The following is a 14,493-nucleotide window of genomic DNA, read 5'->3' on the forward strand; positions in this document are numbered from 1 at the left end:
CGTGACCTCTTACTGCGCCTGCACCCGCAGCTCGGCTGCGGAACGACTACGGTGACCCAACAATGCTTTTACATCACTGGACTTCGGTTTAACCAGCGCGAATTTCGCTGAGAACGCCGGCCAGTTCGCCAGGATCTCTTCGCCGCGATGTGAACCGGTCTGTTGAACATGCTCGGTGATAAGCCCGCGCAGATGTTCTTCGTGAATCGCTAATTCTTCGACATTCAGCACTTCCACCAGCTCCGGGTTCACGCGTTTGCGGAACTCGCCATCTTCGTCCAGCACATAGGCGAAGCCGCCCGTCATGCCCGCGCCGAAGTTCACGCCGGTTTTGCCGAGAATACAGACGATGCCGCCGGTCATATATTCACAGCCGTTATCGCCGATGCCTTCCACGACCGTAATCGCGCCGGAGTTACGCACCGCGAAACGCTCGCCCGCGCGGCCTGCGGCGTAGAGACGGCCGCCCGTTGCGCCATACAGGCAGGTGTTGCCGATAATGCTCGCTTCATAGCTCTTGAACGACGACCCTACCGGAGGACGAATCGCCAGCAAGCCGCCCGCCATGCCTTTGCCGACATAGTCGTTGGCATCGCCCGTCAGGTGCAGTTCCACGCCGCCCGCGTTCCAGACGCCGAAGCTCTGTCCGGCAGTCCCGGTGAAGTACGCTTTGATGGGATCAGAAGCCAGGCCCTGATCGCCATGCGACTGCGCGATGTAGCCCGAGAGCAGCGCGCCAACCGAGCGGTCGGTATTGCGGATATCAAACCAGAACGTTTTGCTCTGGCGGCTCTCCACATACGGTTTCGCCTGGGCCAGCAGCTGCGCGTTCAGGTCGCCTTTATCGAATGGCGGGTTGCTTTCGGTGCAGTAAACCGCTTTGCCAGGATGCGGCTCGGCGGTTTCCAGCAGTTTCGCCAGATCCAGTTTTTGCTGCTTCGCCGTAAAGCCTTCCAGCTCTTTCAGAAGATCCGTGCGGCCAATCAGATCCACCAGACGCGTCACGCCAAGCTGGGCCATGAGTTCACGCGTTTCACGGGCGATAAATTCAAAGTAGTTGGTCACTTTGAACGGCAGGCCGTGGTAGTGGTTTTTACGCAGTTTGTCATCCTGGGTCGCCACGCCGGTCGCGCAGTTGTTGAGATGGCAGATACGCAGATATTTACAGCCCAGCGCCACCATCGGGCCGGTGCCGAAGCCGAAGCTTTCCGCGCCAAGGATGGCCGCTTTGATGATATCAAGGCCGGTTTTCAGGCCACCATCCACCTGCAGGCGGATCTTGTGGCGCAGACCGTTGGCGACCAGCGCCTGCTGCGTTTCCACCAGACCCAGCTCCCACGGGCAGCCCGCGTATTTCACGGAGGAGAGGGGGCTTGCGCCCGTGCCGCCGTCGTAGCCTGCGATAGTGATGAGATCGGCATACGCTTTCGCCACGCCGGTGGCAATGGTGCCCACGCCCGGCTCAGACACCAGCTTCACGGAGATCATCGCTTTCGGGTTGACCTGTTTTAAGTCGAAAATCAGCTGCGCCAGATCTTCAATCGAGTAGATATCGTGGTGCGGCGGCGGGGAGATCAGCGTTACGCCCGGCACCGAATAACGCAGACGCGCGATGTAGGGCGTCACTTTGTCGCCAGGCAACTGACCGCCTTCGCCAGGCTTCGCGCCCTGCGCCACTTTAACCTGAATCACATCAGCGTTGACCAGATATGCGGGCGTTACGCCGAAGCGGCCGGAGGCGACCTGCTTAATGCGCGACACTTTATTGGTGCCGTAACGCGCCGGATCTTCGCCGCCTTCGCCGGAGTTCGAGAAACCGCCGAGGCTGTTCATCGCCTCCGCCAGCGACTCATGCGCTTCCGGGCTCAGCGCGCCGATGGACATCGCCGCGGTATCAAAGCGTTTGAACAGCTCGCTCGCCGGTTCGACATCTTCCACACGTACCGCGTCCGCCTGTGGATTCAGCGCCAGCAGATCGCGCAGCGTCGCCGCCGGACGTTCGTTAACCAGCTTCGCGTATTGCTGATAGTCGCTGTACTCGCCGCTCTGTACCGCCAGCTGGAGCGTGCGCACCACATCCGGGTTGTAAGCGTGGTATTCGCCGCCATGAACATACTTCAGCAAGCCGCCCTGTACGAGCGGTTTGCGCGCAAGCCAGGCGCGTTTCGACAGGTTCAGCAGATCCTGTTCGAAATCAGCAAAGCCCGCGCCGCCGATACGGCTGACCACGCCCTGGAAGCAGAGCTCAGAGACGTCGCGGTGCAGGCCGACAGCTTCAAACAGTTTGGAGCAGCGGTAAGAGGCGATGGTCGAGATGCCCATTTTGGACATGATCTTATAAAGCCCTTTGTTGATGCCGTTGCGGTAGTTCAGCATCACGCTGCGGTAATCTTTTTCGATAGCGCCAGTATCCACCAGTTTCGCCAGCGTTTCGTAGGCGAGATACGGGTAGATAGCCGTAGCGCCGAAGCCCAGCAGCACGGCGAAGTGGTGCGGGTCGCGGGCGCTGGCGGTTTCGACAATAATGTTGGCGTCGCAGCGCAGGCTCTGTTCCACCAGCCGGGTCTGGATAGCCCCGACGGCCATCGGCGCCGGAACCGGAAGACGGTCTTTGGCGATGTTGCGATCCGAGAGCACCAGCAACACGGTGCCGTTGCGTACCATCTGCTCGGCTTTGTCGCACAGCGCGTTGACGGTCTCTTCCAGCGTCGCCTGCGCCGGGTCGAAGGTGATATCGAGCGTATCCGCGCGATAGTGCTCTTCTTCAAGCGTGGTGAGCTGTTTAAAATCGGAGTAAAGCAGAATCGGCGATTTAAAGCTCAGGCGATGCGCCTGGCCTTCGGCTTCGCAGAAGACATTCATCTCGCGACCGATGCTGGTGGCGAGCGACATCACATGCGCTTCACGCAGCGGATCGATAGGCGGGTTGGTTACCTGCGCGAACTGCTGGCGGAAGTAGTCGTAAATAATGCGCGGCTGGCTGGAGAGCACGGCGAATGGCGTATCGTCCCCCATCGAGCCCACCGCTTCCTGGCCGTTTTCGCCCAGCACGCGGATGACCGAGTCCAGCTCTTCATTACTGTAGAAGAACTGCTTCTGATAGCTTTCGAGCAGGGCGTCGTCCATTTCACGAGTGCCTACCTGATCGTCAGGCAGATCTTCAAACGGCACCAGACGGCGGACGTTTTTCTCCATCCACTCTTTGTACGGGTGGCGACTCTTCAGATCGTTGTCGGTTTCCGCCGAGTGCAGGATGCGACCGCCGCGGGTGTCGATAACCATCAGCTCGCCAGGCCCTACGCGGCCTTTCTCCACCACTTCGTCCGGCTGGTAATCCCAGATGCCGACTTCAGAGGCGCAGGTGATGAGCTTGTCTTTGGTGATAACGTAGCGCGCCGGGCGCAGGCCGTTACGGTCAAGGTTACAGGCGGCGAAGCGGCCGTCTGACATTACGATGCCCGCCGGGCCGTCCCACGGCTCCATGTGCATGGAGTTAAAGTCGAAGAACGCGCGCAGCTCCGGGTCCATATCCGGGTTGTTCTGCCAGGCTGGCGGCACCAGCAGACGCATGGCGCGCACGATATCCATCCCGCCTGCCAGCAGCAGCTCAAGCATGTTATCCATGGAGCTGGAGTCAGAGCCGGTTTCGTTAACAAACGGCGCGGCGTCGTGAAGATCGGGGATAAGCGGCGTCTGGAATTTATAAGTACGCGCGCGGGCCCACTGGCGGTTGCCGGTAATCGTGTTGATTTCGCCGTTATGCGCCAGGTAGCGGAACGGCTGCGCCAGCGGCCAGCGCGGCACGGTGTTGGTGGAGAAGCGCTGGTGGAACAGGCAGATAGCCGATTCCAGTCGCAGATCCGCCAGGTCCAGGTAGAAGCGCGGCAGATCTGTCGGCATACACAGACCTTTATAGATGTTGACCAGGTTTGAGAGGCTACAGACGTAGAACTCTTTATCGTCAACCAGGCGTTTTTCAATGCGGCGACGCGCGATAAACAGGCGGCGCTCCATATCGCGTGGACGCCAGCCTGCCGGGGCGTTCACAAAAATCTGTTCGATGCGCGGCATCGAGGAGAGCGCGATTTCACCCAGCACGCCTTCGTTGGTCGGCACCACGCGCCAGCCTACGATAGACAGGGTTTCCCGTTGCAGCTCTTCTTCAACGATACGACGCGAGGCGCTGGCTTTTTCAGGATCCTGGTTCAGGAACAGCATGCCAACGGCGTAATTTTTGGCTAAGCGCCAGCCGTGTTCTTCGGCCACCATACGGAAAAAGCGGTCGGGCTTTTGCAGCAGTAGGCCGCAACCGTCACCGGTTTTACCATCCGCAAGGATAGCGCCGCGGTGCTGCATACGGGCCAGCGCGTGGATCGCGGTGCGCACAACCTTGTGGCTAGGTTCGCCTTCTATGTGGGCGATCAGGCCGAAACCACAGTTATCCCTCTCAAGAGATTTATCGTACAACATATCAGTGAACCTCCCCAGGCTCTGCGGGATTCCCTCCTGTACCGATGGCGCGCGGGCGCAAAAAGGGTACGGCGACAGGGTATTGCGCGTTATACGCACACCTTGCGTGTCGCCCTCCTGATATCCTTTTTCATCGGTACATCGTCGTTGAGGACTTACTTAAGAGGGAATCTCATTTACTGCATAAATATGATGGGCAGAACGCCCATCGAGAAAGCTTCCAGCGAATTTCCAACTTATCGGGAATCCGCACACAGGTCAAATGTCATTCTTATTTATTCAAAAGTGTGCTAAAGAGCAAGCATTACATTGATTAATAAGTACTTTTAACCTTTTTTACATTGCGTTTTTTGGGTGATAAGCCCCGGTGATGTGTGATCTGACTCACTATAAGAAAGCGGTTGGAAGTAGATAGCGCGCTGTTATTGCGTTTTAAAGCAGCACGATCTTTCGTGCAACGCCCGCAAGCCGCATAAACGCTCTGTTTTTAACGGTTCGTCATATTCCTTAAATAATCGCTACGATCATAAGGAAAAGTAATTGGTGCCAGGGTGATTAAAACAGCGTTTATGGTGAATGATTATTCATTAGATAAAGGCAGGGCGGGGCGCTTGATCCATATCATCGCCGTGAAGAAGTAAAAATGGCAGGCTGACGCCCTTTAGCTGGGCGGCTTTTCAGATTATGCAGTTACAAAAATTAGTCAATATGTTTGGCGGCGACCTGACGCGTCGTTACGGTCAGAAAGTTCATAAACTCTCATTGCATGGCGGCTTCAGTTGCCCGAACCGCGACGGCACGCTGGGACGCGGCGGCTGCACCTTCTGCAATGTCGCGTCGTTCGCCGATGAAACCCAGCAGCATCTCCCGATTCAGCAACAGCTGGCGCAGCAGGCGGCACGCGTCGACCGCGCCCGCCGCTATCTCGCCTATTTCCAGGCCTACACCAGCACCTTTGCGGAAGTTAACGTATTGCGCGAAATGTACCAGCAGGCGATAAGCCAGGCGGATATTGTCGGGCTGTGCGTCGGCACGCGCCCGGACTGCGTGCCGGAGAGCGTGCTGGATCTCCTCTCGGGCTACCATCAACAAGGCTATGAAGTCTGGCTGGAGCTGGGGCTGCAAAGCGCGAAGGATAAAACCCTGCACCGGATTAATCGCGGCCATGATTTTGCCTGTTATCAGGACACCGCGCGTCGGGCGCGGGCGAGGGGGCTTAAGGTCTGCACGCATCTTATCGTCGGGCTGCCGGGAGAAACCCGCCTCGATGCGCTGGTCTCGCTTGAACGGGTGGTGGAAACCGGCGTCGACGGCATTAAGCTGCATCCGCTGCATATCGTTGAGGGCAGCATTATGGCGAAAACCTGGCGGGCCGGACGGCTTAGCGGCATTGCGCTGGAGGATTATGCCGTGACGGCGGGCGAGATGATTCGCCATACGCCGCCTGACATCATCTACCATCGTATTTCCGCCAGCGCCCGCCGTCCGACCTTACTGGCGCCGCTATGGTGCGAGAACCGCTGGACCGGTATGGTCGAGATTGACCGCTATCTTAACCAGTACGGCGCGCAGGGATCGGCGCTCGGACGTCCCTGGCGCGGCGCGCCTGACCCGCTTTAAATGCTGTTTTTCCCGTCACTCGCCTTCTCACCCCGCACTTTTTTGCCTGAATTCCCGCCAGCGGGACGGATTTAGGTATTATTGAACGGAATATCAGTACAGGAATCCTTTATGAAACAGATCCGCCTGCTGGCGCAGTACTACGTTGATTTACTGGTAAAGCTTGGCCTGGTGCGCTTTTCACTGCTGCTGGCCCTTGCGCTGGTCGTGCTGGCGATGGCGGTGCAAATGGCCGTGACGATGGTGCTGCATGGCCAGGTCGAGAGCATCGACGTTATCCGTTCGATTTTCTTTGGTCTGTTGATCACGCCCTGGGCCGTCTACTTTCTGTCGGTGGTGGTGGAGCAGCTTGAGGAGTCGCGTCAGCGGCTCTCAAAACTGGTCGATAAGCTTGAAGAGATGCGCGAGCGCGACCTCAAGCTCAACGTCCAGCTCAAGGACAATATCGCCCAGCTCAACCAGGAAATCGCCGACCGCGAAAAAGCGGAAGCCGAGCGCCAGAATATGCTGGAGCAGCTGAAAGTGGAGATGAAGGAGCGCGAAGTCACGCAAATCCAGCTGGAGCAGCAATCCTCTTTCCTGCGCTCGTTTCTCGACGCCTCGCCGGATCTGGTGTTCTACCGTAATGAAGATAAAGAGTTTTCGGGCTGCAACCGGGCGATGGAGCTGCTCACCGGCAAAAGCGAAAAGCAGCTGATTGGCCTGAAACCCCACGAAGTGTATGCGCCGGAAGCGGCGGAAAAAGTGCTGGAGACCGATGAAAAAGTCTTCCGCCATAATGTGTCTCTCACCTACGAGCAGTGGCTCGACTATCCCGATGGCCGCAAAGCATGCTTTGAGATCCGCAAAGTGCCGTATTACGACCGCGTGGGTAAACGCCACGGGCTGATGGGCTTCGGGCGCGATATTACCGAGCGTAAGCGCTATCAGGACGCGCTGGAGCGCGCCAGCCGCGATAAGACCACCTTTATCTCGACCATCAGCCACGAGCTGCGTACGCCGCTTAACGGGATTGTGGGCTTAAGCCGCATTCTGCTGGATACCGATCTCAGCGCCGAGCAGGAAAAATACCTGAAGACGATCCATGTCTCCGCCGTGACGCTTGGCAATATCTTCAACGATATTATCGATATGGATAAAATTGAGCGGCGCAAAGTGCAGCTTGATAACCAGCCTGTCGATTTCACCAGTTTCCTGGCGGACCTGGAAAACCTCTCCGGCCTGCAGGCGCAGCAGAAAGGGCTGCGCTTTGTGATGGAGCCGGTGCGCCCGGTGCCGCATAAGGTGCTGACCGACGGTACGCGCCTGCGGCAGATCCTCTGGAACCTCATCAGCAACGCGGTGAAATTTACCCAGCAGGGCCAGGTGGCGGTGCGCGTCAGCTATAACGACAACGAGCAGCTACGCTTTGAAGTGGAAGATTCCGGTATCGGTATCCCGCAGGAGGAGCAGGACAAGATTTTCGCCATGTATTACCAGGTGAAAGACAGCCAGGGCGGCAAACCGGCGACGGGCACGGGGATTGGGCTGGCGGTGTCGCGCCGTCTTGCGAAAAGCATGGGCGGCGATATTACGGTATCAAGCAAACCGGGCCATGGCTCGACGTTCGTTCTGACCGTGCACGCGCCGCGCGTGGCGGAAGAAGTAGAAGATACGCTGAACGATGACGACATGCCGCTGCCGGCCCTGCATGTGCTGCTGGTGGAAGATATTGAGCTAAACGTCATTGTGGCGACATCGGTGCTGGAAAAACTCGGTTGCAGCGTCGAGGTGGCGATGACCGGTAAAGCGGCGCTGGAGATGTTCAGCCCCGGCGAATTTGACCTGGTGCTGCTGGATATCCAGTTGCCGGACATGACCGGGCTTGATATCTCGCGCGAACTCAACCGCCGCTATTCCCGCGACGCGCTGCCGCCGCTGGTGGCGCTGACGGCCAACGTGCTGAAAGATAAAAAAGAGTATCTGGAAGCGGGTATGGACGACGTGCTGAGCAAACCGCTGGCGGTGCCAGCGCTGACCGCGACCATCAAAAAGTTCTGGGATACGCAACCTGACGATGAGGAGCAAGACGTGACGACAAGTGATGACGGCAAGCAGCAGGCGCTGCTCGATCTCCCGATGCTGGAGCAATATCTGCAGCTGGTTGGCCCGAAACTCATCACCGATGGCCTGGCGATGTTTGAAAAAATGATGCCGGGTTACCTGAGTGTGCTGGAATCCAACCTCACCGCGCGCGATCAAAAAGGGATTGTGGAAGAGGGTCATAAAATCAAAGGCGCCGCCGGTGCGGTAGGGTTGCGTCATTTGCAGCAGCTGGCGCAAAAAATCCAGTCGCCCGATCTGCCGGCGTGGTGGGATAACGTGGGTGAATGGATTGAAGAGCTGAAACAGGAGTGGCGTCACGACGTCGAGGCGCTGAAAGTCTGGGTTGCCGGCGCCGGAAAAAAATGACCCCGGCTAAACCGGGGTGCGCGAATACTGCGCCAACACCAGGGAAATCGTGGCCTCGCCATTGATTAGTGATGTTGATCTTTTTAACTACGTGGCGCGGCCTGAGTAATCAAAGCGCTCGTACATAAGATAGCAAATCTGAAATGATTTGTTATGTGAATCAGTAAAATGTGTGAAGCATAACGTTTAAATAACATTTTACTCAAAGTTTCAACGGCTTAACGTAAGGATAAATCATGAAAAAAATCGGAGTGGTTTTAAGCGGTTGCGGCGTTTATGACGGTTCAGAAATTCATGAAGCGGTAATTACCCTGCTGGCGCTGGCTCGCAATGGCGCGCAGGCGGTCTGTTTCGCGCCTGATAAACCACAAGCGGACGTGATTAATCACGTCACGGGCGAACCGACCGGCGAGACGCGCAATGTGCTGGTGGAAGCGGCCCGTATCGCCCGCGGCAAGATAACGCCGCTGGAGCAGGCGCGCGCGGACGATCTCGATGCGCTGGTGGTGCCAGGCGGGTTTGGCGCGGCCAAAAACCTGTGCGATTTCGCCACGCGCGGCAGTGAGTGCGCCGTGGACCCTGCGCTTCACGCCCTGGCGAGTGCGATGCACGCGGCCGGTAAACCGCTCGGCTTTATCTGTATCGCGCCCGCGATGCTGCCGAAAATTATCGCCGCGCCTCTGCGTCTGACTATCGGCACCGATATTGACACCGCTGAGCTGGTGGAAGAGATGGGCGGGGAGCATGTGCCGTGCCCGGTGGACGATATTGTGGTGGATGAAGATAACAAAGTGCTGACCACGCCCGCCTATATGCTGGCGGAAAGCATCGACGAGGCGGCGGCAGGCATTGAAAAACTGGTGGCGCGCCTGGTGGCGATGTGCGAATGAGTAAAGCGCGCGGTTCGCTGTTCGTGCGCCTGCGGCGGCTGGCGCTGCGTGCAGTGCTGGCGGTGCTCGGCGTCTGGATCGCAGGTATTTTGCTGTTCAGCGTGGTGCCGGTGCCCTTTTCGGCGGTCATGGTCGAGCGGCAGTTCTCCGCGTGGTTTAGCGGTGATTTCAGCTACGTGGCGCACTCCGACTGGGTGAGCATGGATGAGATTTCGCCCTGGATGGGGCTTGCGGTCATCGCGGCGGAAGATCAGCGGTTCCCGGAGCACTGGGGGTTTGACGTGGCGGCGATCCAGAAAGCCGTCTCGCATAACGAGCGGAGCATCCGCATTCGCGGGGCCTCCACGCTGTCGCAGCAAACGGCCAAGAATCTGTTTCTGTGGGATGGGCGCAGCTGGCTGCGTAAGGGGCTGGAAGCGGGCTTAACGCTTGGCATCGAAACCGTCTGGAGTAAGCGCCGTATTCTGACGGTCTATCTGAACATCGCGGAATTCGGCGATGGCGTGTTTGGCGTGGAAGAGGCGTCGCAGCGCTATTTCAACAAGCCCGCCAGCCGCCTTTCGGCATCAGAAGCCGCGCTGCTGGCGGCGGTGCTGCCAAACCCGCTGCGCTATAAGGCGGCCGCGCCGTCAGGCTATGTGCGGGCGCGTCAGCAGTGGATTTTACGCCAGATGCGCCAGCTCGGCGGAGAAGCGTTTATGGCGCAGCATAAGCTGCGCTGAGGGCAGGGCGGTCAGTCTTCGTCAAAGCCTGCGTTAAACAGCGCGATGACGGCCGCCAGCGCTTCTTTTTCCTGCGGGCCGGTAGCTTCAATCTCGATATGCCCGCCTTGCGCGGAATCCAGCATCAGCAGCGCGATGACGCTGCTGGCTTCCGCTTCCGTGCCCGCTTCATTACGCAACAACACTTCCGCGTCAAAGCTCTGCACCAGCTCAAACAGTTTCATGGCCGGACGGGCGTGCATCCCGAGCTTGTTGGTGATTTCAACGGTCTGTTTTACGGTCATGATTTGCGTTTTTCCAGCGTACGATGACGGGACTGAACGTTTTTACCGCGCGAGCGGAAGTAGTCCGCCAGCTGTTCGGCGATATAGACGGAGCGGTGTTTACCGCCGGTGCAGCCAATCGCGACGGTCAGATAGCTGCGGTTGTTGGTTTCCAGCATCGGCAGCCAGAGTTCAAGATAGCTGCGCGTCTGGTAGATGAAGTTGTGAACTTCCGTATGGCGATCGAGAAACGCCGCGACGGGCTTATCAAGGCCGGTCATCGGGCGCAGTTTCGGGTCCCAGTGCGGGTTCGGCAGGAAGCGCACGTCGAAAACGTAATCGGCGTCGATAGGAATGCCGTGTTTAAAGCCGAATGACTCAAACACCATCGTGAGTTCGCGCTCGCGCTTGCCCAGCAGGCGGGTGCGCAGCATTTCCGCCAGTTCATGCACCGACATTTCTGACGTATCGACGATAAGATCCGCACGCGAACGCAGCGGCTCCAGCAGATCGTTCTCTTCATCAATGGCGCTTTCCAGCGACAAATTTTTGCTGGAGAGCGGGTGCAGACGACGCGTGTCGCTGTAGCGGCGAATTAGCGTATTGCGATCGGCGTCGAGGAACAGCAGTTGCGGAGAGAACGCGTCCGGCAGGTTGTTCATCGCCTGCTCAAACACCTCCGGGGATTCCGGCATATTGCGAACGTCGATGCTCACCGCGGCGGATATCTGCCTTTCCGAAAGCGTGCGCGCCAGTTCAGGCAGCAGCACGACAGGCAGGTTATCGACGCAGTAGAACCCCATATCTTCCAGTGCACGCAGGGCGACCGATTTCCCTGACCCTGAACGTCCACTGACGATCATCAGAACCATCTGCTGTTTCTCCACACTTCAGACCGGGTAACCGGTGCCTCCTGGGTTGTGCCTGTCGGCACGGTCATTCATTCTCTTCACTGGTTTCAGTGATTATCTGGTAGAGCTCTTCATCGCTTTGCGCGGCGCGCAGACGGCGACAAATCGTTTTGTCCGCCAGTCTTTTGGCCACCAGAGAGAGCGTATGCAGATGCGTTTTGGTTTGATCCGCCGGCACCAGCAGCGCAAAGAGTAAATCGACGGGCTGGTTATCAATGGCGTCGAAAGGGATAGGCGTTTCGAGCTGGACGAAAACGCCGACGGCGCGCAGCGTATCTTCTTCGAGTTTGCCGTGCGGAATGGCGATACCGTTGCCAATCCCGGTACTGCCCATCCGCTCACGGGTGAGGATCGCTTCAAAGACGACCTGCGGCGGCAGGCTGAGCTGCTTTGCCGCCAGTTCGCTGATAATTTCCAGGGCGCGTTTTTTGCTCTGGCAGTGTACGCCGCTGCGGGTGCATTCCTGGTTTAAAACATTGCTCAATGGCAGAGCCGTATCATTATTCATCATAATTTCACCTAAGCGTTTTCTGGTGCGGCGGCTCGCCGCACGGGCCGCGAGCCGCCGATGTCCCAGCGCAACGCCCGGACAATTAATGTTGTTTCAGTTTATCTTTATGTTTAGTGAGCTGCCGCGCCAGTTTATCAATCAAACCGTCAATCGCGGCGTACATATCCTGCCCTTCCGAACTGGCATGCAGCTCCCCGCCGTTCACATGCAGGGTGGCGTCGGCGATTTGGGTCACCTTTTCCACCTTCAGCACAATATAGACCTGATTAATCCTTTCGAAATACTGCTCCAGCTTGGCGAACTTGGTATTAACGAAGTCGCGCAACGCTTCAGTGATTTCGACGTTATGTCCTGTGATGTTGAGCTGCATAGTGTCTTCCTTATCGGTTGGGTCAGACCAGCTGTTTGCGCTGATTTGACGGCGGTATGGATAAAGATTCTCGATACTTCGCAACGGTACGGCGGGCCACCATGATCCCTTGTTCTGACAGCATAGTCGTTAGCTTGCTGTCGCTTAAGGGTTTCGCGGGGTTTTCCGCTGCAATCAACTTTTTCACCAGCGCACGGATTGCCGTGGACGAGGCTTCGCCGCCGCCCTCGGTGTTCACGTGGCTTGAGAAAAAATACTTTAATTCAAAGATGCCGCGCGGGCTGTGCAGATATTTTTGCGTGGTGACGCGGGAGATGGTGGACTCATGCATCTCAACCGCCTGAGCAATATCGGCCAGCACCATCGGCTTCATATACTCTTCGCCCTGATCGAAGAACGCTTGCTGCTGTTCGACGATGCAGCGGCTGACGCGCAGCAGCGTGTCGTTACGGCTCTCCAGACTTTTGATAAGCCATTTGGCTTCCTGGAGATTGCTGCGGATGAACTGGCTGTCGGATTCGTTACGCGCGCTGCCGGACATGGCGGCGTACTGCTGATTGATTTTGAGCCGGGGAATGCTGTCTGCATTGAGTTCGACGGTCCAGCGGCCGTTATGCTTGCGCACCAGCACGTCCGGGATGACATATTCCGGCTCGCCGGTCTGGATCGACTGTCCCGGGCGCGGATCGAGCGACTGAATAAGATTGACCGCTTCTTTCAGCACGTCTTCTTTAAGGCGTGTGACGCGCATCAGGCTGCGGAAATCATGATTGGCCAGCAGATCCAGGTGATCGCTGACGATCTGGCGCGCCTGCGCGAGAAAAGGGGTTTCGGCGCTAAACTGCGAAAGCTGGATCAACAGGCAGTCGCGCAGATCGCGGGCGGCGACGCCTACCGGATCGAAACGCTGAACGCGCTTGAGTACGGCTTCGATCTCCTCAGGGCCGATGTCGTCATCGTTATCGCCCATGCCGTCGAGAATATCCTGCACCGTTACGGTGAGATAGCCGGTATCGTCCACCGCATCGACAATCGCCGTGGCGATGGCGCGATCGGTATCGGTAAAGGGCGTTAACTGCACCTGCCACATCAGGTAGTCCTGCAGGCTCTGGGTGGTTTCGCCCTGATAAACCGGCAGCTCGTCATCGATATAGTCAGTGCCGGTGCCTGACGGGGTGCCCGCGGTGTAGATTTCATCCCAGCTGGCGTCAAGCGGCAGCTCGTCGGGCATCTCTTTTTGTTCCAGCGCTTCGGCGGTATCCAGCCCTTCGCTGTCCTGCGTTTCCTGAGTGGCAATTTCGTCGTGAATGTCGGTTTGCTCAAGCAGGGGATTGCTCTCCAGCGCCTGTTGCAGCTCCTGCTGAAGCTCCAGCGTGGACAATTGCAACAAGCGGATGGCCTGCTGCAACTGCGGCGTCATGGCGAGCTGTTGGCTAAGCCTTAGTTGCAAACCTTGCTTCATATTCAGAGCAAAAATCCTCAGGTGTAAACGTCAAAAGACCTGTTGCGGCAGGGCGCGCCGGGTAGCGCGCCGTTTCTGCCTGTTGCTCTACCCTATCAGAGTCTGAACTCTTCCCCAAGGTATACGCGTTTAACCTGTTCGTCCTGCAGGATATCTTCAGGCGTGCCGTGGGCGATAAGGTGGCCCTGGCTGACGATGTAAGCGCGTTCGCAGACCGCCAGCGTTTCACGCACGTTGTGGTCGGTAATCAGCACGCCGAGGCCGCTGTCGCGCAGATGCTCAATGATACGTTTAATGTCGATGACCGAAATCGGGTCGACGCCGGCGAACGGTTCATCAAGCAGAATGAATTTCGGGTTGGCGGCCAGCGCGCGGGCGATCTCGACGCGACGGCGTTCACCGCCGGAGAGCGACTGGCCGAGGCTGTCACGCAGATGGTCGATGTGAAACTCTTCCATCAGCTCTTTGGCGCGATCTTCGCGCTGCTCGGTGCTGAGGTCGTCGCGAATTTGCAGGACGGCCATCAGGTTGTCATAGACGCTCAGGCGGCGGAAAATCGACGCTTCCTGCGGCAGATAGCCGATGCCGCGACGCGCGCGGGCGTGCAGCGGCAGCAGGCTGATATCTTCATCATCAATGATGATGTCGCCCGCGTCGCGCTGAACGATGCCCACCACCATATAGAACGTCGTGGTTTTGCCCGCGCCGTTCGGGCCAAGCAGGCCGACAATCTCGCCTGAATTTACCGTCAGGCTGACATCTTCCACTACGCGGCGGCCTTTGTAGGCTTTTGCCAGGTGTTTCGCAATGAGGGTTGCCATAG

The 14,493-nt window shown here is 57.8% G+C and carries 11 protein-coding genes; 4 read left to right on the forward strand and 7 right to left on the reverse strand.

The annotated features are described in order from the left end of the window. Window positions 1-9: 9 nt before the first annotated feature. Entirely contained in the window at window positions 10-4,470 is a 4,461-nt protein-coding gene (gene gltB / locus AACV31_RS04040) for a glutamate synthase large subunit (RefSeq protein WP_165155612.1), read from the reverse strand. Window positions 4,471-5,154: 684 nt separating this feature from the next. On the opposite strand from gltB, the gene AACV31_RS04045 reads away from it, so the two are divergent. From AACV31_RS04045 to mtgA, 4 genes are all read left to right on the forward strand, one after another. Further along, window positions 5,155-6,090: a TIGR01212 family radical SAM protein gene (locus AACV31_RS04045; protein ID WP_165155614.1), complete on the forward strand. Its 936-nt coding sequence runs from the start codon at window positions 5,155-5,157 to the stop codon at window positions 6,088-6,090. 111 nt (window positions 6,091-6,201) lie between these two features. Continuing rightward, window positions 6,202-8,541 (forward strand): aerobic respiration two-component sensor histidine kinase ArcB, encoded by a 2,340-nt coding sequence (gene arcB, locus AACV31_RS04050; protein ID WP_075199403.1) that lies wholly within the window; start codon window positions 6,202-6,204, stop codon window positions 8,539-8,541. A gap of 236 nt (window positions 8,542-8,777) precedes the next feature. Next, window positions 8,778-9,431 carry an isoprenoid biosynthesis glyoxalase ElbB gene (gene elbB / locus AACV31_RS04055; RefSeq protein ID WP_165155615.1) on the forward strand — a complete coding sequence of 218 codons (654 nt, stop codon included), beginning with the start codon at window positions 8,778-8,780 and terminating at the stop codon, window positions 9,429-9,431. Further along, the gene (gene mtgA / locus AACV31_RS04060) at window positions 9,428-10,153 is read left to right on the forward strand and encodes a monofunctional biosynthetic peptidoglycan transglycosylase (protein WP_165155617.1); all 726 of its coding nucleotides are present in this window, start codon (window positions 9,428-9,430) and stop codon (window positions 10,151-10,153) included. The genes elbB and mtgA overlap by 4 nt, the downstream gene beginning before the upstream one ends. A gap of 11 nt (window positions 10,154-10,164) precedes the next feature. On the opposite strand, the gene npr is transcribed toward mtgA, so the two are convergent. From npr to lptB, 6 genes are all read right to left on the reverse strand, one after another. Continuing rightward, a complete protein-coding gene (npr, locus tag AACV31_RS04065; RefSeq protein WP_007704900.1) occupies window positions 10,165-10,437 on the reverse strand; it encodes a PTS phosphocarrier protein NPr in 273 nt (90 codons plus the stop codon). Further along, complete coding sequence (gene rapZ / locus AACV31_RS04070) at window positions 10,434-11,288, reverse strand: RNase adapter RapZ (protein WP_004385096.1); 855 nt, start codon at window positions 11,286-11,288, stop codon at window positions 10,434-10,436. The genes npr and rapZ overlap by 4 nt, the downstream gene beginning before the upstream one ends. Window positions 11,289-11,352: 64 nt before the next feature. Then, a complete protein-coding gene (gene ptsN, locus AACV31_RS04075; protein ID WP_007766724.1) occupies window positions 11,353-11,838 on the reverse strand; it encodes a PTS IIA-like nitrogen regulatory protein PtsN in 486 nt (161 codons plus the stop codon). An 82-nt stretch (window positions 11,839-11,920) separates the two neighbouring features. After that, window positions 11,921-12,208, reverse strand: a complete 288-nt coding sequence (hpf, locus tag AACV31_RS04080; RefSeq protein ID WP_007766726.1) for a ribosome hibernation promoting factor — start codon at window positions 12,206-12,208, stop codon at window positions 11,921-11,923. Between the two features lie 22 nt (window positions 12,209-12,230). Continuing rightward, window positions 12,231-13,670, reverse strand: a complete 1,440-nt coding sequence (rpoN, locus tag AACV31_RS04085) for an RNA polymerase factor sigma-54 (RefSeq protein ID WP_075199406.1) — start codon at window positions 13,668-13,670, stop codon at window positions 12,231-12,233. A gap of 95 nt (window positions 13,671-13,765) precedes the next feature. Then, a complete protein-coding gene (gene lptB, locus AACV31_RS04090) occupies window positions 13,766-14,491 on the reverse strand; it encodes an LPS export ABC transporter ATP-binding protein (protein WP_007704907.1) in 726 nt (241 codons plus the stop codon). Window positions 14,492-14,493 lie beyond the last annotated feature (2 nt).

This window comes from Cronobacter sp. EKM101R, from assembly GCF_963888145.1.
GTDB lineage: Bacteria > Pseudomonadota > Gammaproteobacteria > Enterobacterales > Enterobacteriaceae > Cronobacter > Cronobacter turicensis.